The organism is Paenibacillus farraposensis (assembly GCF_020736845.1).
GTDB lineage: Bacteria > Bacillota > Bacilli > Paenibacillales > Paenibacillaceae > Paenibacillus > Paenibacillus farraposensis.
The window spans coordinates 144,505-168,944 of record NZ_JAFFQR010000064.1 but is presented as its reverse complement, the minus strand read 5'-3'; the positions used below and the strand labels follow the sequence as shown (position 1 = coordinate 168,944).

Below are 24,440 nucleotides of genomic sequence, written 5' to 3'. Positions count from 1 at the left end.
CAGCCCATGGCAAATACAAACAACCAATTAACAATCTATAACTCTTACGCTTTCGGAACACTCACCCAAGAGGATGTCCAAACAGTTCATCAAACAATTGCAAAAGACTGCAATGAGTCGCAATTCAGGCTCTTTATGGGTGTTGCGAAGGCAGCCGATGCCAATCCGCTGATTGGAGAGATTTACCCAACCGTCTATCAAGGAAAGCTCACCTGGCAATTCGGAATTGACTACCATATCCGCAAAGCAAAAGAAATGGACGGATATATGGGGTATGACGTGCAGGTTATCCATGAAAACGATGAATTTGAATATTCCATGGAACGTGCTGAGGATGGTCGTTATTATCTATCAATTGAGAAATATAAAGGCGGGTTTCCACTCGGCAAGCCAATTGGCGGGTACGCGATGGCCTACAAAGAGGGGTTCATGCCTTTCTCGGTCCTGATGGACATAGAAGAGGTTGAGCACTATAAGCGGTCTGCTATTGGGATGCAAAAAACGATGTGGACCAACAATTTCAAAGACATGTTTAAAAAGCACATGGTTAAACGGGCATTGAAAGCAGCCTTCGGCCTTCGATTTGATGATGGTGATGGAGAGCAAGGGGAAGGTCCAGCTCCATACAATCCATATGAACGCAAAGACATTACTCCAGAAGCGGATGCTGTAGCAGTGGCAGAAAAAGAAAAGCCACCTTTACAAGGGAACGGAGAAGAACCAGCAGTTAACCTGCTCGATCAGGCACGTTCGGACATGAAACGCAAGTTTAGCCAATTGGGGATAACCGACCCGGCAGACATGCAGTCATATATTTTGAAACACGCCAATCCAAAGGGGTCCAAGCCCACGCTTCCAGAACTCAAGGGCCTGCTGAAAATTATGGACATGCATATCGCTGAGAAGGCCGCCCAGGAGCAGGCGAATGACGAGCTTCCAGTATAACAACCAAGTTGAGATATACGTCCGCTGCGAGGACTGTCACGTTTGCGGCAATGAGATAAACCCAGGCCGAGAGGAGTACATCCGTAATTTGCGGGTGTGCCCCCGATGCTATGGGGATCTGAGGGGAGGCGGCAGAGTTGTCCGAGGACGTGGAGCAACTGGACCTGTTCGACTTCTCCGTTGATCCTCCTCAGTCCACAGGACCGGTCCTGAACGGAATGTACTACGAGCGCAGCACGGATATGTTTGTCTCTTACGTCAAGGGCCGCAGGCATTACGAGGAGCCTGCCAAGGGGTGCCAACACCTTAAAGAGTGGCAAGAGCGGATTAAAAAGGAGAGGTCCATATGAAGCAGATTACCCAAAAACACTTAACTTTTTTAAAAGAAGCGGCAGAAGCTTTCGAGGGGAATGACCGTTGGGAGACTTACACCAACGAAGAAAAAGACCTTATTGCCTTGCGGTACGGAGTAGATAGAGATTGCATTAAGGTGATTGAACTAGGGGATGAGGTTGCATTCTTTGCGCAAATGATCAGTTCCTCTACTACGCCACGGCAATCCGTACATGATTTTTATCTTGAAATGGAACGTCAATTACAAGCCAACGATCATAGAGGCGGATGGGAGAATCGTTCGATAGAAGCTCTTGCAGCGGGGATTACCAAAAATTTTGGGAAGCTGTGGAAATGTCGGTCTCATGAGGAGTTTCGCCGCCGCTGTGCTAATATTGCCAATTTCACGATGATGATGTACGAAAATGACCGCCGAGAAGAGGCTGAGCGCAAATGAAAGTTGATATCCTGGCATCCGGCAGCAAAGGCAATTGCATCGCGCTCACATCACAAGATCAAACCATCCTAATTGACGCAGGGATTGCCAAGACAAAAATCGAAAAGCGGCTGCTGGACGTTGGTGTACGGCCTGATCACATTGCGGGTATATTCATCACTCACGCTCACAGCGACCACATTAAGGGCCTACCGATGGCGAACAAGTACCGGATTCCGGTATATGCGACTGAGGGTGAATGGAAAAGCATATCGGGTGTTGATGCTGACCTGCGGTGGACAGCGGAAACCCGCTACGGGAAATACGAAACTATCAAGATGGGTGAAACCTGGATCTATCCATTCCGAACCCATCACGATGCTTACGAGCCAGTTGGTTATGCAATCGAGGACGACAGCCGGGAACGGGCTTGCGTATTATTCGATACCGGAAAGTACGATCAGGAAATGCTCGACATGATGGAAGGCAGTATTTACGTGCTTATTGAAGCTAACCACGAACCCGACATGGTAGAGGCTTCTGATTACCCTATCAGCATTCAATCTCGTATCCTGAGCGACCTTGGACACCTGAGCAACCAACAGACAGCCGCGGCGCTCCAGAAGCTTATACAAGGCCGTGGAGAGCGAATATACCTTACGCACTTATCTAGTAAAAACAATATGCCCGCGCTGGCTGAAATGACCGTAAAGGCGGCTCTTAAGCAGCGGGGATTCATAGCAGGAGAACATTACACATTGGAGGTCGTGAGCGAATGAAGATAAAAATTGTTAAAGAGTTCCGCACAAAAGGAGAGTGGTTCTTGGCTGGAGAAGAGCACGAGGCCCGCCGCCTCTCCTATGCGTTAATTGATTTTACAACACCTTTCCAAATTGTATCCGGTCCAAAATCAGGCCACTCAGTTCCGTTCAAGCATGCAATGATCCTGCCGGACGAGCCAAGGCCTACACAGCAGCAGTATGACAGACTCAGCCAACAAAATGCTGATTTATTGGATGAGTTGGAACAGATAAATGCGGTAATAGGCAAGTGTGATGGGCAATTAGTGGATGCGGTTTTGCAACTGGTGCAGGATAAGGCCGAATTACTCCAGAAGATTGAGCGCCACACGGACGAGCAGCTTAACAGCGAAAAGCTTCTGCAGCGTATCCGAGAACTGGAGACGGTAGCCGGTGGTCGTGCCGAGTTTATTACAACTTTCACAGATAAGCTTGTTCCTTATGTGAACAACGAAGAAATGGGACTGCACGAGGTTATTGACCGCATCCTTGAAGAACTGGAGGAACTTCGATCTGCTCAAAAGCCAGTTGAATTGCCGCAGGATGTTGTCGATGCGTTGGATTCTCTGAAATCCTCACGCCATAACGCAGCACAGATTATAAGGCTTGCATTAGATGGCAATAACGGCCCTTCGGAGTCCCAGTCCTTATATCAATTCGTTTCAACGCGAACAGGTCTGAACGAATTAATTTACGCCTTGGTATACGGATATACAGCAGCGCCAGAAAAGGACGAGGCTGCCTCCATGTTGGAAGGTGTGACTGCTCTTGTAGAGAAGTGGTATCACGCCCCTTGCGCGAATGATGATAAAGAGGTCTTGGTTGAACGAATCTGCGATTTCATCAGAGAACGGGAGATAGCAGATAGTAATAAGTGGATTTTTTAAAGCAGGTGAATTGAATGGCAGGACCAGAGCTCGACAACGGATATACCCGTGTAGCGAATGAAATTTACGAAGAGGTGGCAATGCGAAAGTTTAATGGCATACAGCTTAGAATGCTGCTGATCGTCTGGCGTTACACCTACGGGTTCAATCGGAAGTCAGCGGAGTTGTCTGCCACATTCCTTGCTACTGCCCTACGTTCTGACCTGAGCGGCACCAAAAAAGAACTGAAAAAGCTCTTGGATATGCATGTCTTGAAAGTGTTCAGACAGGCTCAAGGTAAACATGGTCGCATGATCGGCTTCAATAAATATTATGAGCGGTGGCTAGTGGGGTGCAATCCTCCACCGCAACCATTAGAACCCGATGAATCTACTGGTGGAGAATCACACCCCCTTCCAGTGGACGATTGTCCCCCTCATGAGGGGGAGGATTGTACCCCCAAGAAAGAAAGTATAAATAAAACTATAAAGAAAGGTGAGATAGTCTTGCCTAGCATACATGAAGAAATCATTTCCTATCTCAATGAAAAAACAGGGAAGAATTATAACTTCAAGGTGAAAACCACCAAGGAGTTTATTAACGGGAGAATCAGCGAAGGTCGGACCGTTGAAGATTTCAAAAATGTGATCGACATCAAATGCAGTCACTGGCTTAATGATCCGAAAATGAGTCAATACCTTCGTCCAGCCACTTTGTTCCGGCCTAGCAATTTTGATAATTATCTTAATCAGGAGCCAGAAGAAAAAGAGGGCGACAATCCAGGTCAGATGTCGAAAGATGAAAAGATTGACTATGACGATGCCATTAGAGAGTGGGTGATGAAAGGTAATGACCCAGCAGATTTTAGATTCGACACCAATGATTGATATCCAGGCCGAGCTTTCCACGCTTGGGGCAGTGTTCCTTGATTCCAGTGTGATTGACGAAATCAGCTTTTTAGAGGAACGGGATTTTTCCACCACTACACACCAATTGATCTATAAGGTTATGCGCTACTTGAACGAGAGAGAGATCCCGATTGACCTTGTTACGGTTACTCAGGAGTTCGTCAAATTCGGTAGGACTGAGGAAATGGGTGGGGTTAGTTATCTTGCTAAATTAGCACAGTCTTCACCAACTGCCCGGAATGCTGCTTATTACGCCAATATCGTACGGTCCAAGGCTATTCGCAGACGCGGAAGTGACAAAGGCGCTCAGATCATGAACCTTTCTTACGAAAACTTTGAATCTGACGAAGACTACTTTTCTGCAGTAGAAGATATTATTGACGATTTACGTCCTAGCCACGTTGCGAAAATGCAAAGCATGCGGGATTCTCGGGACAGATATTTTGAACACATTGAGAGCAGCCCTGAGAAGCTCAAGACAGGACATTTCAAACAGTTTGATAATTGGGCCCAGTTATGGCGTGGGTGGCTGTATATCATTGCTGGAAGGCCTAGCGTGGGTAAAACGGCAAAGGCTCTGCAACTCTCCCATGGTATAGCGGTCATGAATCCTGACGCTGGCCCCGTGCTTATTTTCTCACAAGAGATGGACAAGAACGAGTTAATGGATCGGCTTGTTGCCATGGTGGCTGAAATCAATTATCCGCGCTTGATAAATAAAGGCGGTCCCGAAGGTTTCACCAATGAGGAATGGACAAAAATTTACGATGCTTATAAAAAAATCGAACTGCTCAATATTTTTGTACAGGATTCTGCTGGTGTAACGATTGATGAAATCAGATCCACCGTGAAACAGTTCAAGAAGAAATACGGAAAAATAGCTGCGGTCATTGTGGATTATCTACAGATTATGGAGATACCACAAAAACGATCAGAAACACGAGCGCAGGCAATTGGGAACGTGACTCGGACAGCTAAGAGCCTTGCACGTCGTCATAAATTCGTATTCATTATGCTGTCGCAGTTGGACCGTGCTGTTGACGATGAAGAACCGAAATTGAAGCATTTGAAGGAATCGGGCTCTATCGAGCAGGACGCAGATGTGGTTGAGTTTCTATACCACGATGCGAAAAACCAGAAGGACCCGACAAAGAAAATCATTGACTCTATTTTTGCGAAAGGCCGGAACGTTGGCACTAATAGATTCAGATACGAGTTTCGTTGGTGGCACCAGCGTTATGTAGAACTCCAGAAGAGAGAGGCGGCGCAGGACAATGGCGGTAAGGGTTCCCGAGCGAATCGAAAATGACGAGCAGTATAACGAAGTGCTGGCACGGATCGTGAAGGGGGCCGAGACACTTGACCACCCGCTTACTACTCCAGAGAACCGTGTAAAGCTCATGCCGCTGTACGACTCTCTTGTAGAAGTGGCCCGCAAGTATCGTACTGGAGGCGCAGCAGCCTTTGATCTACCATCCTTAAAAGAAGAGACGACCAACACACCTACCGAGCCTGAACAAGCTCCAGAAACGCCACCAGAGCCACCAAAATCTAAGCCGGATCTATCAGGCTGGTTGGATTAATTTAATAGGGAGAGGATGAACGGTATGCCTTACAAACCGAATCAAATTTACGATTTTGACCACGACTTTTGGGATGAACCAAGCGAATTCGAGCAACAGGTAGACGAATGGAAGGAAGCGCTCATGAACAGCATGAAGGAGGGACACAAACAGGAGATTGCTAGACTCCAAAAGGAAAATGGTGAACTGCGGTTAGTGAAAAGTCAATTGGAAAACATGAAACTCGAACACAGACAGAAGCTGCATGAACTAGATTTGCAAAAACAAGACCTCGAACGCAAAGTGAGGAGGGAACGACTCGACACATTGATGGAGGATTTCATACTTGAATTGTGGGTTCCTGAGTCTGATTATAAACTCGGTGAGAAATGCGATAAATGCGACGATAATCGCAGATTCCATTACAAAACACCAATGGGCCGTGATGACTCGGAGACTTGCGGTTGTGCGGTGAAAATCCCTTATTACAAGCCCGAATTATATACCGTCTATTCATTTGGGATGAAAGACGACGGAAAAAAACTCAGACCATGGTACAGAAAAAAATACCGTGATCAAGATTATTACGAATCCGACAGTTCATACGCTGCCGAAGCCATCTATGAAGGTGAAACATTCGAAGAATTCAGGAAGAAAGCAACGAATGAATATCGTGCGTTTTTTAAGGACAAAGGCGATTGTCAGGCGTATTGTGAATGGCTGGCAGAAAGAAGGAAGGAAGAGATGAAAAAGGCGGAGGAGAAGAAATGAGAATAAAAATTAACAACCTTCGGGCAAAACATCTCAATTATTCTGAGACTGTTAGTGTGTTGTCAGTTGATTTGGAAGCCGAAACATTCGTTTGGTATATGAATGGAAATGAGGTCCTTGATTCACTTGACTACGTTGAATATTGGGAGGCTGACGAGGCATGAGCGAACAATTTATAGTTTTTGCACTCCCCGTACTGGACTATCCGGTTCAGGGGTACCAGCCCGGCGATATGCGTGTGAAATTGCAAGAGGAAGTTAATGAGCTAATTGAGGAAGTGGAGTCCAAGGATTACGACCAGCGCCGGACTCTCTCAGAACTGTTCGACGTGCTGCAGGTGACGGTAGGGCTGATCCGGCAGCAGGCACGCGAGAGCCTTCCACCTGGAGAAGCTACCAAGGTCCTGCAAAACGTGATTGCCCGAGCCAATCAGGACCACCTATATAAGATTACAGAGTATGGGCGGCAGCGTAACTGGGAGGCGGCGAAGCGATGACTCTTTTGGAAATTGACCCGGCTATGAGATTTGTGGGAATCGACCCAGCGACGACAACAGGGGTTGTTGCTTTGGACATTGAGGGCAATGTGCTGGTCGAGAAATTATTACGGGGTAAAGGGAGAGACGTCCCAGGTGGCATAACGCCAGAACAGAAGGTGTCTCTTGAAAACCAACTCTTCCAGTTGCTCCAACCTGGGGACGTGATCGTTAAGGAGGGCATTGCAAACAGAACGCCCAAACTCATCACAACTTCCAAAATTCACGGGGCTCTTGAAGGAATGATCACCCGAAAAAAACTATCCTTCGATGAAGCAGCTCCTAACGCGGTTAAAAAATTTGTGGCTGTAACCGGCTGGAAAGGTCAGCAGGGAAGCAAAGAGCGTCTGAAAGGCACCAAGGAAAAAAAAGCAGCTATGGCGGCTGCAGCATTGAAGCACTTCAATTACAGCAATCCAAGCAATGATATAGTGGACGCGTACATTATCGCTAGAATATCACTTAATCTATATCTGGCTCGTGAATCCAAGCCTATGCTTGACACGTTTCCATACCAAATCGAAGTTATAGAATCCATCTTAAATAAGGCATAACACCCGGGGCTATTGGGTCCTGCGGCGGGTAGCTGCGCCCAAAAACGCTCAGAAAGGGGCATTTCATGGGAACATCCGTCCCAAATTGGAAAAATGAGTTGTCTTCGCAAGGTCAGGGTGATGTTAAAACGTACACACTCAGCCCGGAAGAACTCGAAAAGATTGTCGGCAAGCCTATACCAAAATCGCACACAAAGCCCTTATCATTCCGCGCCAAGACGAAGACTATTAAGGAGGAAATACCTGTGGCAAAAGTAAAGGACGATCCAAAACCTGTTGCTCCAATTGCAGAAACTGCAGCAGAAAACCCGCCTATCACTCAACCAGACGACGCACTCTCTAAACCTGTTCTGAGCAAGGCGGAGGACGAGGCTATTAAATGGTTACTGACCGAGTGGGATAAACAATCTCTTCTGCACGAACACGCTGCATCACCAAACGGTTGGCAGATCGGAACGCAAGCGGAGGCTTTGAACGGTATGTCTATCTGGTTGCTGGCTCAAGCGCTTATCTCAGGCTACGCGGTTAAACTAACTCCGGCTGAAAAGATGCTAGAGGCATTTGAAAGTAAATACGGATACGACAGAACTGATTATAGCGGAACAATGCCAGAAGTCCGGGCGTTTCAGGCTGGTATGATTACTGCCCTCGAAATAGCTGGTTTGAGATTTAAAGGCGTTAATAGGATATAGCCCCCAAGGGCAGAGAGGACAAACACATGAAAATTCAAATTGAAGGAAGTTTATATCTGGAGTCGGACGGTATGCAGTTCATTTTGAAAGAGTATACAGGCAAACAATCGGTCAATAAAAAAACTGGCGATTCCACAGATTTATATAAAACTCATGGATATTTTCCAACTGTGAAAAGCGCTCTTGAAAAGGTTGTAAAAATGAAGATCATGGACAGCACTGCTACAACGATTGGAGAGCTTTTAGAGGAGCTTGAGAATATACGTCAATATATTGAGTCCGAGGTAACTGTTTGACGCTTGTACAAGGCACGCATAGCCCCATAGGGGTTAAGAAAGAGGGTAACAGCCCTCCATAAGGGGGATAGACATATGATACTACACGGTAATTGCCTGACAGTAATGCCAACACTCCCAGCAGGCCAATATCACACTTCTGTTACGTCACCCCCATACTGGGGCCTTCGTGATTATGGCCTGCCCGAATCAGACTGGCCTGAGGCAACATACACACCTATGCCCGGCCTGTCACCTATAACAGTACCAGAGTGGACCGGATGCCTTGGGCTGGAGCCTACGCCGGAAATGTTTGTAGCTCATATGGTGCTTGTGTTCCGGGAAGTATGGCGGTTGCTTCGTGAGGATGGAACACTCTGGCTTAATTTTGGAGACAGCTACGCCGGGGCAGGACCGCGACGGGATGAAGGTTTTAACGCCAGATACCACGGAAAACATTATTCATCGAATAAGCAAGGAGATATTGATCGAGTGCGTCCTGGTAGATTTATGCCGAATGGGCTTAAAGCTAAGGACCTAATCGGCATACCGTGGCGGGTTGCCTTTGCCCTACAAGCGGACGGATGGTATCTCCGCATGGATAACATTTGGAACAAACCAAACTGCATGCCGGAGAGTGTACAGGACAGGCCGACGAAGGCCCACGAGTATGTGTTTCTGCTCACCAAATCAGAGAGGTACTACTATGACAAAGATGCCATCAAGGAACATATGGCAGAATCGAGCATTGCAAGATTATCTCAGGATATCGAGGGCCAGCGTGGGAGTGATCGGGCGAACGGCGGGGCCAAGACAAACGGGAAAATGAAGGCGGTTGGTAAGGCGTATAGCTTCAAGCGGAGAGTGAACGAAGGTAAAGTACCTGGACAGCCCAAGCAGCACAGGGAGGACAGGGAGGACAGGGAATATTATGGTTCCCGGAATAAACGGTCCGTTTGGACAGTGGCCACAGCACAATTCAGCGAAGCTCACTTTGCTGTAATGCCAAAAAAAATAGCGGAGATTGGAATATTGGCCGGGGCTCCGGTGGGGGGATGTGTGTTTGATCCATTCGGGGGATCCGGAACGACACTTGAGGTCGCGCTGGAGAACAACCGAGAATGCACGATTATCGAGATGGGCAGTCAGTACGTAGAGATCGCAAAGCGCCGGACAGCTACAGTACAACCCAATCTAATATTTTAGGGGGATACACCCCCTACTACCTATAAAGGAGAGATAACGATGGAAGTAACCAGAACGACAGAAGACGGTTTAACGCAAGAAATTTGGTCATTCCGGTGTCATCCAAACCATTTAATGGGGACGATTGAGGTCAGCCTGGGCCAGTACACACTGTCGAATCGCCCGAGTAAACGTCATAAATTCAGCACTGTAAAACAATATGATGCATTCCGACCAAATGCCAAATATCGAAAATATATTGACAAAGACGATGTTCCGATGCCGGATGAAGTCAAACAAGAGATTATCGAATTGATCAAAACTCGCATACATTTGGTGGATATAGATTGAGGCATAACAGCCTCTTACCCTATACCCCTATATACCTTAAAGGAGAGATAGCGATATGAAATCGAAAGAGTACACCACTGGAAAAGGTAGTAAGCAGCGCAAGAAAGACCGCAGGTATCTCGGATGGCTAACAGCCAGAGGGCAGAGGCTGCTTATATGACATTATCCAATAGGGATTAAATCATATCGGGGAGGTAAACGGAATGATCAGACGTCAGTGCCGCCCAGGCGGTCAGATCAAAGAGCAGCGCGGGGCGAAACCTCCAGGGCCAGACGGTCGTGACGATCCGCCTCAAGGGCCTGACCTGCTATTAAAAAGTCTTCAAACACCGCTACCAAAGGACAAGCTCAAGAAATTGCGCGAATTAAATCGTAAGGGACTGACCCGTTCTCAAATTGCCAAGCAGCTCAATATCCCGAAATTAAGAGTAGTCCACGAATTGGCAATGCTGGGCGTGGTGAAACCGGACCCGAATAATAAATATGCTCACAAGAGCAAGCCGAAGAGGTGACCAGGAATTATGTGGTTTAAGATTCTGCTGGGCTCTATTATAGTAATCTCTTTCCTCGGAACAATATCGGAGGGAGATCGTAATAAAGAGTCTGCCCGCAACATGGCATGCATCTGTGTTGCAGCTATTATAGCGTTGTCGATATTGTTCGTTTTCTATAAATAAAAATAAAACAACTGAGAGGGGTAACCACCCATGGCAAAAGCACAAAAATTTCATTCCGAAGCATCGAAAGAAACTTATGAATTGCTGGAGGATATGATAGAGAAACATCATGACCGACTCGAAGACACATCGTTTCTGATTCTCTTCAAACATGGCGGCTGGAAGACTAAGGGGAAGACGGTATTCAGCAAGTTTAAAGTCCTGGCTGACGATCTCCGCCGAACACTTAATAAGGACGCAATTCTTTATCTGAACGCTGATATGTGGTTGGCCCTTAGCGATCCTCAGAAGCGTTATGTGCTCGACGATGCTCTTTACACGATTACACCTAAATACGACAAGCATGATTGCGTTATAGAGGCTGCCGATGGTCGTCCGTTGCTCACCACGCTACCACCTGACATTGAGGGCTTCACAGAGGTAATCAAACGTCATGGAGCAATCACGGAGGACGTGAAGCGCCTTGCCAGAGCTCTGACGGAAACCAACCAGCTCACCATTGAGGACGTTACACAGGCAGAGGAAGATAAGCCGCAGGACAAGCCTGCCGAACCGCGCGAGGGTGTAAAGGGTATTATCAATCCTGACGGGACAATCGATATTAACGATCCAAATCAGGCCAAGCTTCCTTTGGACGACGAAGAAGCCGCAGCCGCTGCAATTGCCGCAAGTGCTGCAGGTGGAGATAACCCGCCTCCTGGAGATCACCCCGACGACGATTTGCCTTTCTAAGCAAACCGCACTTATACACTCCCCGGCTTCGGTCGGGGGATTTAATACAGAGCATGAGGTGATTACCAAGTGGGGCAACAAAGCTTTCTTCCTGAAATTGATCGGAAACGGACGCAGGCTGCTGTCGAGGCGGCTCTTGAGAAATACAGGATATATAAGTACCTATATATAATAGAAGAAAGGGAATCAAGCACGACAGCCGCTTATAGCGACATGCCGCGTAGTAGCCCGACGAATGTTACTAGCGATCAGACAGCCAACATCGCTATTCATAATGTAGATTCTCAGGCATATCGTGAGGAATATTGTAAACGGGTGGAACGAGCTGTAAAGCGTATGCCCAGGATGGAAAGTTTTTTAATTGAGTCGCGGTATATGACAAAGGAACATGATTACATTACAGATTATTATGTATATAATTTCGCTTTCCAGCCTCCCATGAGTGGTGGCAAGTATGCGACCATCCGTTGGAAAGCCTTCTATAAGTTTGCTTCTATTATGAACCTTCTTGTTGAGAAGGAGCAGAGAAAGGGTGGGGATAATGAACGGAATTGATGTAACTAATGACTGGGCGCAATATCCTATGACTCTGCGCCCCAAGCATGTTGAGGAAATAATGAAAATGAGCCAAAAAAAGACCTACGAGTTTCTGGCAAACCCACCCTTTCATGTGGCTCGGGCTGGCAGGGAAATATATATCAGTAAATTGGTATTTCGTAACTGGCTTGAAGGTACTAATTTTGATGTGTTCCAAAACAACGAAAGCAGCGGATCATAGCCGCTGCTTTTTCGTATCAAAAAGTGATTCGTATCAAATTCGTATCAGAACCATATTTCGTATCGGATAAGAGTTTATAAAAAGAAGAAAAACCCCTTATAAATCAAGGGGTTTTCGTTATAGGACGGATGGGGATCGAACCCATGACCCTTACCCTGTCAAGATAATGCTCTCCCGCTGAGCTACCGTCCTGTAGTTATTAGACTATAACATGTATAAATCATATATGTAAAGCAGAAAAATAGTTATATCTTATACTTTGTTGCCATTTTTATATATAATTCAAACTTACCAGGTTTTCCATTGGATTAGTGATAGGAGGACAAGATGGCCGCAGAAATTATAAGTGTAACGACAGAGGACCAACTGAAGCAAGCGATATCCATCCGTACCCAAGTGTTTGTCGAGGAGCAAAAGGTACCTGTTGAACTGGAGATTGATCATTATGATCAATTGGGGGACACAGCCCATCATTTGCTCATTTGTGACCATGGTGAGATGGTGGCTACGGGCCGATTGACGTACTATGACGAAGATACTGCAAAAATGCAGCGTATTGCCGTCCTTAAGGAGCATCGTACAGCGGGTTACGGGAGCGTATTGCTGCTGGCACTGGAAGAACGCGCGCGTGAGCTGGGATTGAGATATTCATTGTTGGATGCCCAGTGTCAGGCTGGAAAATTTTATGAAAAGCTTGGTTATGAGACGGTATCCGATGAACCTTTTGACGACGCCGGAATACCGCACGTACGTATGCGTAAAAAGCTGTAGGTATAATACAGAATGCATACAATTCTGTGTCAGCGTGCATGCTAGTGAAAGTTCCGCCACTATAACTATAGATAAGGAGCGATGCAGCATGGCTAATACAGAACGGGAACAGATTATGGCAGTACGCAAAAACGGAGATGGTGATCTTACGTCTTTTCAGACATCTACCGGCCGAATATTGGATTATAGTCAGGCATTGAATGAAATAGAAGCAGGCTCGATCGCAGGTGTAAATGTGTTCAAGGCGAAGGATGGAAGCAAACGAATTCGCGGTGATGCAGATGGGGACCCTACCAATAATCTGGATCAACTGCCGTTGTTCTGATCTTGAGTTCAATCCCTTTAATTTAACCCCATCATCAAATGCAACAATAGAAGGAAGCCGCCAGCAATCCTTTATGGGATAAGCTTGGCGGCTTTTTTGTTATTCCGCAAGGCAGTATTGATTACTGCTTTACACTTCTAATTCGGCAAGGTGATATATACGTTGCTGCTCCAAAAAGGACATGACCCCTGCCTTCCCCCGGAATTGTTCCATATCATCGCTATAGTGCATCAGATGGATACGTTCTTGAAGAGGTTTCGGTAAGCTTAACAGCTCGTCCAGTGTCGTGTGGACTTCTCCCGCGCCCTGTAGTTGAACCTCATGCAGAATACCTCGGCATCCCCGTTCGTGTACCAGATGATGAAGCAAATCAGGAGCAAAAATCATATCCGCACTGTAAAAAAGACGGTCATTAATGAATAGGGAGTAGCTGTTTTTACCGGGAATATGCCGGGTAGGAATGAGCTCTACCTTAATACCAGGTACTAATGTAGCAGATTTATCAGGCGTTAGTACATTTACCTCAAACACATCTTCGAGCTTATCAATCATGCCTTGCTGTGACATGCCACCCTTGAGTGTATGCTCCCATAGTGGATGAATTAGAGGTTCAGCGATATAAAGTACAGGCTTGCGACGGTGGAGAATGTTCATTTGAAAACCGAACTCCTCTAGGCCTCCGACATGATCCGCGTGAATATGAGTAATTAAGATAGCGTCAATTTCAGACAAAGGGACGCCTATTTGGTGCAGAGCGAGAGAAGCGGTTGTTCCGCAATCAATCAGCAGCTTGCCTTCTCCGCTATCCAGCAGCGCGTTATTATTGTAATAACGCTTAGCAAAGGCATTGCCGGTGCCCAGCATTTGTATAGACAGGCTCATTGTGGGTTCACCCTCCAGACTAAGTGTACAGGATATTCTACAGTCGTATTTTATCATCTAAATGGATGGAACTAAAGATTTAGCTTTCGGTGTAAAAACTTCGGACAATTTGTGAAGCACAGCGCAACTTGTGCGGCTAAGCAAGGTATAAATGTACAATAGAAGGTTTTAAACAGATGACGATGGAGGGATATAAAGTGGCGAAATGGAGAAAAGTAATGGGCCTAGTAATGGTCTTTTCAATAATAGGAGGGACCGTTATTTCGGCGGAATCCGCTAAGGACCAAGTGCAGCTGATTATTAATGGAGAAGTGTCGAAGGATGGCGCAGTTGTCATTGATGGAAAAACGTATGTGCCTATTCGTGATTTTAACGGCCTTGTCAATTTTGATCCATCTGGCGGAAAAGTGGTTTTCGACCAGCCCAACGTGCATATGTTCCTATTTAAAGGAGATACGGTGTTCGGGAACGTGAATAAAGGCAACAAAGTGAAATTCAATGTATTCAGTCAAATTGATACCTTGAAAACGGATATCTCCGGAGTGAAGGTAGCGATTACCGATCCTGCGGGCAATACAAAGGATATTCAGTCTCAGGATATCAAAGGAGCGCAAAAGGATAACTTTTGGTTCCGTACCAGTGACTTTACGTATGATTTCAAAACAGCAGGGAATTACCGGGTTGGTTTTTACATTAAAGAAAGCAAAGACGGCAATTATACATTAGTGTCCGAAAAAGTTATTACAGCGTTAAATTAGGCATGCCACAAATTGACCTGCATCCTTGATCATGTTACGATACGGGGGAATACAAAACAAATTGAAGGTAGGTATTTCCATGAGTGATCACAAACATGAACACGGTGAAGCCTGCAACCACGATCATGACCACGAACATGAAGAAATGGTTCTTACGCTAACTGATGAAAATGGCAAAGATGTAGAAATGGTGCTGGTAGAGACCTTTGACGTAGAAGATCACGTTTACGCTCTTCTGTTGGAGCGGGACAACCCTGAGGCGGATGGCATTATTCTTCGCATGGAAGAAGAAAACGAAGAAATGGTGCTTTACAATATTGAGGATGAAGATGAATGGAAACGTGTAGAAGCTGCATATAGCGAGCTTGTTGCCCAATACGAATAGGACTTGCGTGCAGCATCAGCTACAAGCTTTTTAAAAACATTAAAAAGCCCCTAAACAGGGGCTTTTTTTGTTGATCATCAACGTATTTTGCATACATGTACTGACAGATCCATATTATGAAATGGCATTCGTTTCGACGATAACCTTAACCTGATGTACCGTTCGGTCCTCAGGCCCTTTTACAGGCAGGCCTACTTCCACATGATCGACAATATAATCTATATTGTCCTGCGAAATCACTTCCCCCGGCAGCAGGATCGGAATTCCGGGTGGATATACATAGATAAACTCTGCAATAATACGACCGGCCGATTCCTTGAATGGAATGACTTCCGTATCTCCGTAAAAAGCATCCCTTGGAATGAGGGAGAGCTGGGGAATATCCGGTATTTTTACAACCAGCTCATGCTGCTGACCTGTAGAATAGTGTATGGAAGCCAGTTCACGCAGAGCATTCAACAGAATCTCGATGTCCTCTTTGGTATCCCCAGGGGTTACCAGACAGAGAATGTTGTACATATCGCTAAGCTCAACCTCGATATTGTAGTGATCTCTCAGCCAATTTTCCACGTCGTACCCGGTCAGGCCCAAATGGCGGATATGAACCGTAATTTTGGTTGGATCATAATCGTAGGTAGCTTCTGTGCCGAGAATTTCACTACCGAAGCAATACAATCCTTCGATTTTGTTGACCTCTGCACGGCAATATTCAGCTAAATCCAGCGCGTGTTGTGCAATTTCATGGCCGTTAAGCGCCAGGTTGCGCCGAGATGTGTCCAGCGAAGCCAGCAAAATATACGAAGTGGATGTCGTAGTCAGCATACTGAAAATCGTTTGTACACGCTGTGGATTAATGAATCCGTTCTTGGTATTCACATTCAAAATCGAGCTTTGGGTCAAGGAGCCGCCGAGCTTGTGAACGCTTGTCGCTGACATGTCTGCTCCCGCCTCCATGGCGGACATCGGCAGGTCAGTATGAAAATGGATCAGTACACCGTGAGCCTCATCGACCAGGACCGGCACATTATAGCTGTGAGCGAGATCTACAATTTCCTTCAGATTGGCGCACACACCGTAATATGTCGGGTTGATAACAAGGATACCCTTGGCGTCAGGGTGCCGTTCCAATGCCCGGCGTACGGACTTGGTTGTAACCCCGTGGTGGATACCCAAATTCTCATCACTGACTGGAGATATGAATACTGGCTTCGCACCGGCAAAGATAATGGCAGACATTATGGATTTGTGTATATTTCGGGGCACAATAATTTTATCACCAGGCAAGCAAATGGACATAATCATGGTGATGATGGCTCCGCTTGTCCCCTGTACACTGTAATAAGTATAATCGGCTCCAAAGGCTTCCGCCGCAAGCTTTTGAGCTTCTTCGATGACGCCTGTCGGCTGATGCAGATCGTCCAATGGAGCGATGTTGATCATATCTATGGAAAAGGCATTATCCCCCATAAATTCGCGAAATTCCGGATCTGCGCCCACTCCCTTTTTATGACCTGGGATGTGAAATTGAACCGGGTTGCTCTGAGCATGCTTTTTCAAAGCACTAAAAAGCGGGGTGTTGCTTTGATTCATTAGTGTTGTCACAACCTTTCCTGCAGGATTTCGACAATCCTGTGCAATTGATAATAGAACAAAATTGAGTATAGCAGTTTGAAGTAGGAATGCAAGCGGTTGAGGATGCATTTATTTGCCGAAGATCGGAGCAGGTACAGAACCTGGGCTGGATAGACAAAAAAAGGGCGGGAGGATGTGGAACAGATGGATGAAATTGGACGAAAACAAGCTTCTGGACGGCTGTGGTCTCCTTTTTTTGTGCAATTATGGGTGCTGGTATTTCTGGTCGAATTTATGAAGGGCTCTCTGCTGGTGGCCATCTTGCCTGTATATATGGGAGAAGCGCTCGGATTGTCGGCGGGAATTATTGGTTTGGCCTTTTCGCTTCAATATTTTGGTGACAATGCGTTTCGGGCACCGGCAGGCTGGTTGGCTGAACGGCTCGGTTACCGCGGAACGATGTCGACTGCGCTGTTATTTACGCTGGCTGCGATCATTATGCTGAGCGTGCTGAGGGAGCCTGTATGGCTCATAGCAGCCTGCCTGCTGCTCGGACTAGGCACTTCTCCGCTTTGGCCTTGCGTCATGACCGGGACGACTGAAATGTCCGGACCTAATAATAGCAACGGCGCAGCGATGGGAACACTGGAAATCGCATCTATGGGCGGAACGGGAGTCGGACCGCTCGTTATGAACTTTGCTATGGCATATTACGGGCATTCTTACGGAATGGTGTTTCTAATTTTGATTGGCTGCAGCATTGTACTGCTGCTGGTTGCACTCATGCTGCCTGGATCAAATAAATCAGCAGTTGCAGAAGGCCTCGAACGAAGCGCTGCAGCATCCTGCGACGGGGCTATAAAGCAGAAGCATCCACTATGGAAGGGCGTCAAAGAGACGATCAACACGCTCAAAACCAAGCTAAACGTCAATCCGCTAATTTATCCGGCCCTGTTTTTACAGTCGTTTGTCATCGGTTTGATCAGCCCTGTGCTGACACTGTACGCCCGGACGGACCTCGGAATTTCACCCAACCTGTACAGTGCGCTTTTGATTGTGGGCGGTGGCGTAACAGTGCTGGCACTAATCCCGTGCGGCAAGCTGGTAGACCGATGGGGGACGAAGTATTTTTTGCACATTGGCTTTTTGCTTGCCGGAATCACGTTGTTTTTCTTCTCAACCGTTCAAGCGATCCCGCTTGTATTTGTAGCCGTAGCGCTTATCGGCTTGGGATATGCGCTCATTTTGCCTGCATGGAACACGTTTCTTGCCCGACTGATCCCGGAAAGCGAACGAGCGACTGTATGGGGCTTTTTTCTAACACTCCAAGGCTCCGGGATGGTCATCGGTCCGCTCGTTTCAGGAGTGCTGTGGGACCGTATCGGACACTCAGCCCCGTTTATCATCAGCGGTGTTGTGATGCTGTTGATGTTCGGCTGCCATTTGGTACTGGCCCGTCATCCGCGCAGAAAAACGGTTGAGGCCTGATGTACCTTAAAAATGAGTAAGAGCTATTCTTTCGGAAAAGCCATGCGGTACAGCGGCAGCAAACTTGTAAAGGCAGAACGTACCGTTTGCAGCAATGCGGTTTCGTCACCGGCCAGAGGATCATCCCGATCAATACGGACTCCACACATGATCTCGGCTTTTTTCACCTGCTGCAGCTTGTTAATGATGGTTTGAAAATCTTTTGTGTCCATTTGCTGCTGTACTGTGCCTTCAGGAGCCATATGGTCCATGGACCAGTAAAAATGGTCCGGTATGCTAAAACGTACATCGCTCAGGTTGGCTTCAAGCGCCTGCGCAAACGTGATTTTGTTTGGACTTTCATAAATGACTGCGAAGATGACAAAAATATGGGAAGCGAACAATCCCACCTCAAAATGCGGCAATGCCTTGTAGCCTCGTTTGCTCGCTGCCCAGGCTACCCAGGTATCCCTGGGAGGATTAACTTTGCGCCGTGCATGCTTGGCAACGTGAACGTGCATCGTCTCGCCGCATAATTCGGTCAGGAATGGCGAGAGTTCCTGGCCAATCGCCTCCAGCTTGGGCCGAACCTGCTGAATCAGCATTTCCATACGAGGCTCCAGCCCCGGTATTTCAAAAACATCAAAATCCTTTGCCGTAAATCCGCTGAATGTCATTTCCGTTTCCTCCTGTATCTGGGTTGAGCCATACCGTTTGGCGTAATATGTCTGATTATACCATAATGCCGACAGCCTGACCGACTGTAGACCAGGCTCTGAACTGGCATATAAGGCAAAAGTAGGATTGTTCGCTGTTGCTCATAAAAATAGGTCAAATAACCAAGTACCCTTACATAAAATGAAGTATAAAATAGAGCAAGGGAAGATCAAGCGGGAAAGCCGCAGGCTTGCTGTAGCCGGACTTCTTGAATCGGACTTGAAAAAGGAGGGAATGCCGTGAACAAGGGCTGTGAGGTAGAATATTGTAATCTAGAGCTCCGGTTTAGCCGTCGGCATATCCATAATCTGATCAAGGATTTGATATCGGAAGGGTATTCGCTGTACTGGAGCGAAGATGAGTCGTATCTGGTTTTATCGGTGAGAACCGGGCGCAAGCTGGTAAAGCTCCGTTTTCAACAATTGCGCACCGGGCATTACAAGTTGGCTGGAGATTATGTGATCCGCGACGCCAAGCTGGCTGAGTGGTTGGAAAAGCTGATTGGAAGCACCAGAGGTCATGCCGTTGTCAAAAGAGTCAAGGACCATCATATTTTAGTGGAAAATATTTTGTTCGGCGAGGTCATTCGACTGGTTGAGGTAACCGGCTTTAAGCAGCGCGTTATCTATCAGAAGGGGCCGGTGCTGTCCGTACAGGAAATGGAGGATATGTACACCTCCAATGAAGGGGAGACCCGTCTGCTGCTTCTCAAAATGGAAGTAGACGATGAATTAGAGAAGTTATTCGCGGCGATGACAGAGGGGGATACGGCTCAGGCCGGGAATTGTCAAGAACGCCTGCAAACGCTATCCCGCCAACTGCTGATGATGGAAGCGTAGTACATCTAAACACCTCATGAAAATGGGGTGTTTAGATCTGTGAAATAGGCAGGGGTTCACTTATGACATCAAAAACGTTAAAATAGAAATGCGCGTGTTCCGATTCACATAATAGTGTAATGCGGTAAAGCGGCGATATAGAATGAAAAATATGTTGCAAAGGATGAGGAACCAGATGGCAAAACAGCAGATTGGTGTGATCGGTCTGGCGGTAATGGGTAAGAATTTGGCCCTTAATATTGAGAGCAGAGGCTTCACCGTCTCGGTTTTTAACCGCTCTCCAGAAAAAACACATGATCTTCTCAAAGAAGCAGAAGGTAAAAAACTGACGGGTACATTCTCCATTGAAGAATTTGTGAACTCACTGGAATCGCCCCGTAAAATCCTGATCATGGTTCAAGCGGGCAAAGCAACAGATGCCACAATTGAACAGCTTGTGCCTCATCTGGACAAGGGCGACATTATTATAGACGGAGGCAATGCCTACTTCCCTGATACACAGCGCCGCAGCAAGGAGCTGGAGGAAAAAGGGCTTCGCTTTATCGGTACAGGCGTATCCGGTGGTGAAGAAGGTGCCTTGAACGGTCCTGCCATCATGCCGGGTGGACAAGAAAGTGCATACAAACTGGTAGAGCCGATTTTGACGGCGATCTCTGCCAAAGTGGATGGCGACCCGTGCTGTACATATATCGGTCCTGACGGTGCTGGTCACTATGTGAAAATGGTGCATAACGGAATTGAGTATGGCGACATGCAATTGATTGGTGAAGCTTATCACCTGTTGAAATCCGTTTTGAACGTAAGTGCCGAAGACCTGCATGAAATATTTTCGGAATGGAATAAAGGCGAACTGGACAGCTACCTGATCGAAATTACGGCTGACATCTTCTCCAAATATGACCCTGAAACAGGCAAACCGATGGTAGACGTGATTCTGGATGCCGCAGGCCAAAAGGGTACAGGAAAATGGACAAGCCAAAGCGCGCTTGATCTGGGTGTACCACTGTCCATGATTACAGAGTCCGTATTCTCCCGTTTCTTGTCTGCCATGAAAGAAGAGCGTACGGCTGCAAGCAAAGTGCTGAGCGGTCCTGCTGTTGAATCCTTCAGCGGTGACAAAAAAGAATTTATCGAAAACGTGCGTAAAGCACTGTTTGCAAGTAAAATCGTGTCTTATGCCCAAGGCTTCGCTCAAATGCGCGCCGCCTCCGACGAATACAATTGGGATTTGAAATATGGAAATATCGCGATGATCTTCCGTGGCGGCTGCATTATTCGTTCGCAGTTCCTGCAAAACATCAAGGATGCATATGACCGTGATCCTGCCCTGAAAAACCTGTTGCTGGATTCCTACTTCAAAAATATAGTGGAAAATTATCAAAATGCATGGCGTCAGGTGATTTCCGTAGCTGTATCGCAAGGGATTCCGGTGCCTGGATTCTCCAGCGCGCTTGCATACTATGACAGCTACCGCACTGAACGTTTGCCAGCCAACCTGCTGCAAGCACAACGTGATTACTTTGGTGCACATACATTCAAGCGTGTGGACAAAGAAGGCGTATTCCATCATCAATGGTTCTAATGAACGATCTGATGGACATACGTGATTAGCAATATCATCTAAAACGGAAGCTTTTTTGGCCTAATCGGGTACAAACAAAGCTTCCGTTTTTTGATTTGCGTGTGATAGGCAAGAGAGGGATAGGATTGTGCTATCTTTTGACACTGTGGTATGATTATCACAAATATTTTAATGCGTCACCGCGTCTAAGCCTCGGGCTAAAATAAAGAGACGGGAAAGTCCCGTCTCTTTTGGCAAGCAGCTTTTACAGCTCCTGTGACCATTGCAGCATGCCGCCGGTCATGTTGGTACAGCCTTCGTAACCGAGCTGTTGCAAATATTCGCAGGCCCGTTCGCTGCGATAACCGCTCCGGCAAATAAAGATGATTTCACCGGTGCGCTCAATTTCTTCAAGACGGCCCGGAAGCTGTCCGAGCGGAATATGCTTGGCACCTTCAATCATGCCTTCTGCGACTTCTTCCGCTTCGCGGACATCGATCAATTGCAGTTGTTCTCCTGCTTGCAGGCGCGCGCGAAGCTCAGAAGGTTCAATCAGGGCGATTTGCGTCATGGCTGGACCTCTTTTCTGATGTAAGATGGGGACTGCTTGTGTTGTAAAGTGTGTCAAATATCACACCCTCTATGTATGATAGCCAAGCAATCTCTAGGCTGTCAATTGGACGAAGCCTGAGGAGAGCTTGAAACGAACCAAGCTGCGGAATGATACTCCGGTGTACCTGGATGAATATTTCAATATTTTTTTGGGGTGGAGAAATGAATGCTGCAGCTTGTATAATGAACCTAGACTAAGGATGGTTTGAATCGAAAAGGAGCATGTACAGTATGGATGTTATCATTAGACCTACCCCTTCTTTGCAAGGAGAGATCGGGGCCTTGTCCTCCAAGAACTATACTACTCGTTATCTGCTTACAGCCGCACTGGCAGATGGGAAAAGCACCATTTATTATCCGGCACATAGCGAAGACAGTGATGCAATGCGCCGCTGTATCGCCGATCTGGGTGCAGTGCTGGAAGAAGATGACGAAAAAATAGTCATTACAGGCTTCGGCGGCCATCCAAGGCCAGTGAAGGAATTAAACGTAGGGAATGCCGGAGCAGTGCTCCGTTTTTTGATGGGAATTGCATCCTTATGTCCGGATGTTACTTTCATGAATACCTATCCTGACTCCCTGGGTAAACGACCGCATGATGATCTGATCGATGCGCTGGGTCAATTGGGGGTGAGAGTAGACCACCGTGAGGGCAAGCTGCCGATTCGGATTCAAGGCGGGCAAGCCAAGGGGGGCAAAATTCAGGTGTCCGGTTCGGTCAGCTCACAATACTTGAGCGCTTTGCTGTTCCTTACACCCTTGCTGGAAGAAGACAGCGAAATCGAAGTGCTGCATGATTTGAAATCCAAGGTCGTCATCGGACAGACGCTGGAGGTATTGCAAGAGGCCGGCATTATCATCCATGCCAGCGATGATTACATGTCTTTCCGTGTTCCGGGGCGACAATCCTATCAGCCACGTACATATATAGTACAGGGGGATTATCCAGGGAGCGCTGCAGTGCTGGCGGCGGCGGCGGTAACGAATTCCGATGTTACCATCAAGCGGCTAAAAGAGCAGAGCAAGCAGGGAGAGCGTGCTATCGTAGATGTGCTGCGTATGATGGAGGTACCGCTGACGCACGAGAATGACACCGTGGTCGTGAAGGGCAATGGCCGGTTGAAGGCGACCCAGTTTGACGGCGATGCGGCGACAGACGCTGTGCTTGCCATGGTAGCTGCGGCTGTATTTGCTGAAGGCACGTCCCGTTTTTATAACGTGGAAAATCTACGTTACAAGGAATGTGACCGGATTACCGATTATTTGAATGAGCTGAGCAAGGCCGGAGCCCGGGTAGAGGAACGTCAGGCGGAAATTATCGTTCATGGCAGACCGGAGGGGGTTGAAGGCGGTGTGGAAATTAATGCCCACTTTGATCACCGCGTCATTATGGCTTTGACGGTCGTAGGCTTGCGTGCGCAGAAGCCGCTGCTGATCAAGGATGCGCATCATGTCGCCAAATCATATCCACAGTATTTTGACCATCTGGCAACGCTTGGTGCTTCTGTTGAATGGGTAAAATAAAGGGAGTTAGAATGCAAACAGGAGGGGATAAGTATGGCTTTTGAAAATCCGTCCAGAGAAGAGATTAAAACCATTTTGGAGCAAGTAGGCAATATTGCGGTTGTTGGCTTGTCCGACAAATCAGACCGAACCTCGTATATGGTCTCCTATGCCATGCAGAAGCGGGGATACCGCATTATTCCAGTGAATCCTGCGGCAGCAGGACAAACGATTCTTGGAGAGACTTGCTATGCCAGTCTCGCTGAAGTACCCGAACCTATCGAACTGGTCAATGTATTCCGTCGCAGTGAATACTGCGCTGAGGTGGCACGTGAAGCAGCCGCGATTGGAGCCAAGGTATTGTGGCTTCAACAAGGGATTACCAGCCAGGAAGCCGCTGGCATTGCACAGGAGCATGGAATGACGGTCATTATGGATCGCTGCATCAAGGTAGAGGATTCGGTGACCCAGCCTGTTCGTAAAGGATAACCACGAAGCAGCGCTAAAAACCTTCATCCCTCGCTTGGCAAGGATGAAGGTTTTTTGGCGCGAAATAGGGATTTCCTACAGTATATTATTTTTACCGGAATCCATATAATGGATGTAGGGCTTTGACAAAAGTATTTATTCAGCTTACCATCAGGGTTA

33 protein-coding genes and 1 tRNA gene are annotated in these 24,440 nt (G+C 47.1%); 29 read left to right on the top strand and 5 right to left on the bottom strand.

Features of this window, described 5'->3' with window-relative positions; all coding sequences use genetic code 11:
- The first annotated feature begins 6 nt into the window (after window positions 1–6).
- From JO375_RS10455 to JO375_RS10360, 20 genes are all read left to right on the top strand, one after another.
- On the top strand, window positions 7–945 hold the full coding sequence (locus JO375_RS10455; RefSeq protein ID WP_229524409.1) for a RecT family recombinase: 939 nt from the start codon (window positions 7–9) through the stop codon (window positions 943–945).
- Window positions 946–1,082: 137 nt separating this feature from the next.
- On the top strand, window positions 1,083–1,295 hold the full coding sequence (locus JO375_RS10450; protein WP_229524408.1) for a hypothetical protein: 213 nt from the start codon (window positions 1,083–1,085) through the stop codon (window positions 1,293–1,295).
- A complete protein-coding gene (locus JO375_RS10445; protein ID WP_229524407.1) occupies window positions 1,292–1,735 on the top strand; it encodes a hypothetical protein in 444 nt (147 codons plus the stop codon). The genes JO375_RS10450 and JO375_RS10445 overlap by 4 nt, the downstream gene beginning before the upstream one ends.
- Window positions 1,732–2,493 (top strand): MBL fold metallo-hydrolase, encoded by a 762-nt coding sequence (locus JO375_RS10440; RefSeq protein ID WP_229524406.1) that lies wholly within the window; start codon window positions 1,732–1,734, stop codon window positions 2,491–2,493. Before JO375_RS10445 ends, JO375_RS10440 begins: the two co-directional genes overlap by 4 nt.
- Window positions 2,490–3,401 (top strand): hypothetical protein, encoded by a 912-nt coding sequence (locus JO375_RS10435; RefSeq protein WP_229524405.1) that lies wholly within the window; start codon window positions 2,490–2,492, stop codon window positions 3,399–3,401. Before JO375_RS10440 ends, JO375_RS10435 begins: the two co-directional genes overlap by 4 nt.
- 14 nt (window positions 3,402–3,415) lie before the next feature.
- Window positions 3,416–4,267, top strand: coding sequence for a conserved phage C-terminal domain-containing protein (locus JO375_RS10430; protein WP_229524404.1), 852 nt, complete (start codon window positions 3,416–3,418; stop codon window positions 4,265–4,267).
- Window positions 4,230–5,597, top strand: coding sequence for a replicative DNA helicase (locus JO375_RS10425; protein WP_229524403.1), 1,368 nt, complete (start codon window positions 4,230–4,232; stop codon window positions 5,595–5,597). The genes JO375_RS10430 and JO375_RS10425 overlap by 38 nt, the downstream gene beginning before the upstream one ends.
- Entirely contained in the window at window positions 5,563–5,871 is a 309-nt protein-coding gene (locus JO375_RS10420) for a hypothetical protein (protein ID WP_229524402.1), read from the top strand. The genes JO375_RS10425 and JO375_RS10420 overlap by 35 nt, the downstream gene beginning before the upstream one ends.
- A gap of 24 nt (window positions 5,872–5,895) precedes the next feature.
- Window positions 5,896–6,621 carry a DUF3450 domain-containing protein gene (locus JO375_RS10415; protein ID WP_229524401.1) on the top strand — a complete coding sequence of 242 codons (726 nt, stop codon included), beginning with the start codon at window positions 5,896–5,898 and terminating at the stop codon, window positions 6,619–6,621.
- The gene (locus JO375_RS10410) at window positions 6,567–6,785 is read left to right on the top strand and encodes a hypothetical protein (RefSeq protein ID WP_229524400.1); all 219 of its coding nucleotides are present in this window, start codon (window positions 6,567–6,569) and stop codon (window positions 6,783–6,785) included. The genes JO375_RS10415 and JO375_RS10410 overlap by 55 nt, the downstream gene beginning before the upstream one ends.
- A complete protein-coding gene (locus JO375_RS10405; RefSeq protein WP_229524399.1) occupies window positions 6,782–7,117 on the top strand; it encodes a DUF2019 domain-containing protein in 336 nt (111 codons plus the stop codon). Before JO375_RS10410 ends, JO375_RS10405 begins: the two co-directional genes overlap by 4 nt.
- Window positions 7,114–7,710, top strand: coding sequence for a hypothetical protein (locus JO375_RS10400; protein WP_229524398.1), 597 nt, complete (start codon window positions 7,114–7,116; stop codon window positions 7,708–7,710). Before JO375_RS10405 ends, JO375_RS10400 begins: the two co-directional genes overlap by 4 nt.
- A gap of 65 nt (window positions 7,711–7,775) precedes the next feature.
- Window positions 7,776–8,402 carry a hypothetical protein gene (locus tag JO375_RS10395; protein WP_229524397.1) on the top strand — a complete coding sequence of 209 codons (627 nt, stop codon included), beginning with the start codon at window positions 7,776–7,778 and terminating at the stop codon, window positions 8,400–8,402.
- A gap of 26 nt (window positions 8,403–8,428) precedes the next feature.
- Entirely contained in the window at window positions 8,429–8,698 is a 270-nt protein-coding gene (locus JO375_RS10390; RefSeq protein ID WP_229524396.1) for a hypothetical protein, read from the top strand.
- Window positions 8,699–8,773: 75 nt separating this feature from the next.
- A complete protein-coding gene (locus tag JO375_RS10385; RefSeq protein WP_229524395.1) occupies window positions 8,774–9,883 on the top strand; it encodes a DNA-methyltransferase in 1,110 nt (369 codons plus the stop codon).
- 39 nt (window positions 9,884–9,922) lie between these two features.
- Entirely contained in the window at window positions 9,923–10,213 is a 291-nt protein-coding gene (locus JO375_RS10380; RefSeq protein ID WP_229524394.1) for a hypothetical protein, read from the top strand.
- 203 nt (window positions 10,214–10,416) lie between these two features.
- A complete protein-coding gene (locus tag JO375_RS10375) occupies window positions 10,417–10,725 on the top strand; it encodes a hypothetical protein (protein WP_229524393.1) in 309 nt (102 codons plus the stop codon).
- 195 nt (window positions 10,726–10,920) lie between these two features.
- Window positions 10,921–11,622 carry a putative metallopeptidase gene (locus JO375_RS10370; protein WP_229524392.1) on the top strand — a complete coding sequence of 234 codons (702 nt, stop codon included), beginning with the start codon at window positions 10,921–10,923 and terminating at the stop codon, window positions 11,620–11,622.
- Window positions 11,623–11,691: 69 nt separating this feature from the next.
- A complete protein-coding gene (locus JO375_RS10365) occupies window positions 11,692–12,177 on the top strand; it encodes an ArpU family phage packaging/lysis transcriptional regulator (RefSeq protein WP_229524391.1) in 486 nt (161 codons plus the stop codon).
- The gene (locus tag JO375_RS10360; RefSeq protein WP_229524390.1) at window positions 12,164–12,400 is read left to right on the top strand and encodes a hypothetical protein; all 237 of its coding nucleotides are present in this window, start codon (window positions 12,164–12,166) and stop codon (window positions 12,398–12,400) included. The genes JO375_RS10365 and JO375_RS10360 overlap by 14 nt, the downstream gene beginning before the upstream one ends.
- Before the next feature lie 120 nt (window positions 12,401–12,520).
- Here JO375_RS10360 and JO375_RS10355 read toward each other — a convergent pair.
- A tRNA-Val gene (locus JO375_RS10355) sits at window positions 12,521–12,592 on the bottom strand.
- A 135-nt stretch (window positions 12,593–12,727) separates the two neighbouring features.
- Between JO375_RS10355 and JO375_RS10350 the strand changes: the two genes are divergently transcribed.
- Together JO375_RS10350 and JO375_RS10345 are read left to right on the top strand one after the other, a co-directional pair.
- On the top strand, window positions 12,728–13,171 hold the full coding sequence (locus JO375_RS10350; RefSeq protein ID WP_229524389.1) for a GNAT family N-acetyltransferase: 444 nt from the start codon (window positions 12,728–12,730) through the stop codon (window positions 13,169–13,171).
- An 88-nt stretch (window positions 13,172–13,259) separates the two neighbouring features.
- The gene (locus tag JO375_RS10345) at window positions 13,260–13,496 is read left to right on the top strand and encodes a DUF3892 domain-containing protein (protein ID WP_229524388.1); all 237 of its coding nucleotides are present in this window, start codon (window positions 13,260–13,262) and stop codon (window positions 13,494–13,496) included.
- Between the two features lie 129 nt (window positions 13,497–13,625).
- Here JO375_RS10345 and JO375_RS10340 read toward each other — a convergent pair whose 3' ends face one another.
- Complete coding sequence (locus tag JO375_RS10340) at window positions 13,626–14,378, bottom strand: MBL fold metallo-hydrolase (RefSeq protein ID WP_229524387.1); 753 nt, start codon at window positions 14,376–14,378, stop codon at window positions 13,626–13,628.
- A gap of 182 nt (window positions 14,379–14,560) precedes the next feature.
- On the opposite strand from JO375_RS10340, the gene JO375_RS10335 reads away from it, so the two are divergent.
- Complete coding sequence (locus tag JO375_RS10335) at window positions 14,561–15,136, top strand: copper amine oxidase (protein ID WP_229524778.1); 576 nt, start codon at window positions 14,561–14,563, stop codon at window positions 15,134–15,136.
- Window positions 15,137–15,215: 79 nt separating this feature from the next.
- Entirely contained in the window at window positions 15,216–15,521 is a 306-nt protein-coding gene (locus tag JO375_RS10330) for a DUF1292 domain-containing protein (RefSeq protein WP_229524386.1), read from the top strand.
- Between the two features lie 114 nt (window positions 15,522–15,635).
- On the opposite strand, the gene JO375_RS10325 is transcribed toward JO375_RS10330, so the two are convergent.
- Complete coding sequence (locus tag JO375_RS10325) at window positions 15,636–17,111, bottom strand: aminotransferase class I/II-fold pyridoxal phosphate-dependent enzyme (protein ID WP_229524385.1); 1,476 nt, start codon at window positions 17,109–17,111, stop codon at window positions 15,636–15,638.
- Window positions 17,112–17,297: 186 nt separating this feature from the next.
- On the opposite strand from JO375_RS10325, the gene JO375_RS10320 reads away from it, so the two are divergent.
- Window positions 17,298–18,581, top strand: coding sequence for an MFS transporter (locus tag JO375_RS10320; RefSeq protein ID WP_229524384.1), 1,284 nt, complete (start codon window positions 17,298–17,300; stop codon window positions 18,579–18,581).
- A 23-nt stretch (window positions 18,582–18,604) separates the two neighbouring features.
- Here JO375_RS10320 and JO375_RS10315 read toward each other — a convergent pair whose 3' ends face one another.
- On the bottom strand, window positions 18,605–19,237 hold the full coding sequence (locus JO375_RS10315) for a YktB family protein (protein WP_229524383.1): 633 nt from the start codon (window positions 19,235–19,237) through the stop codon (window positions 18,605–18,607).
- A gap of 279 nt (window positions 19,238–19,516) precedes the next feature.
- Between JO375_RS10315 and JO375_RS10310 the strand changes: the two genes are divergently transcribed.
- Window positions 19,517–20,116, top strand: coding sequence for a hypothetical protein (locus JO375_RS10310; protein WP_229524382.1), 600 nt, complete (start codon window positions 19,517–19,519; stop codon window positions 20,114–20,116).
- Window positions 20,117–20,291: 175 nt separating this feature from the next.
- Complete coding sequence (gene gndA / locus JO375_RS10305) at window positions 20,292–21,698, top strand: NADP-dependent phosphogluconate dehydrogenase (protein ID WP_229524381.1); 1,407 nt, start codon at window positions 20,292–20,294, stop codon at window positions 21,696–21,698.
- Window positions 21,699–21,942: 244 nt separating this feature from the next.
- Here gndA and JO375_RS10300 read toward each other — a convergent pair whose 3' ends face one another.
- On the bottom strand, window positions 21,943–22,248 hold the full coding sequence (locus JO375_RS10300) for a rhodanese-like domain-containing protein (protein ID WP_229524380.1): 306 nt from the start codon (window positions 22,246–22,248) through the stop codon (window positions 21,943–21,945).
- Window positions 22,249–22,520: 272 nt separating this feature from the next.
- Here JO375_RS10300 and aroA point away from each other — a divergent pair, with 272 nt between their 5' ends.
- Both aroA and JO375_RS10290 read left to right on the top strand, forming a co-directional pair.
- On the top strand, window positions 22,521–23,813 hold the full coding sequence (gene aroA, locus JO375_RS10295; RefSeq protein ID WP_229524379.1) for a 3-phosphoshikimate 1-carboxyvinyltransferase: 1,293 nt from the start codon (window positions 22,521–22,523) through the stop codon (window positions 23,811–23,813).
- Between the two features lie 33 nt (window positions 23,814–23,846).
- A complete protein-coding gene (locus tag JO375_RS10290) occupies window positions 23,847–24,281 on the top strand; it encodes a CoA-binding protein (RefSeq protein ID WP_229524378.1) in 435 nt (144 codons plus the stop codon).
- Window positions 24,282–24,440 lie beyond the last annotated feature (159 nt).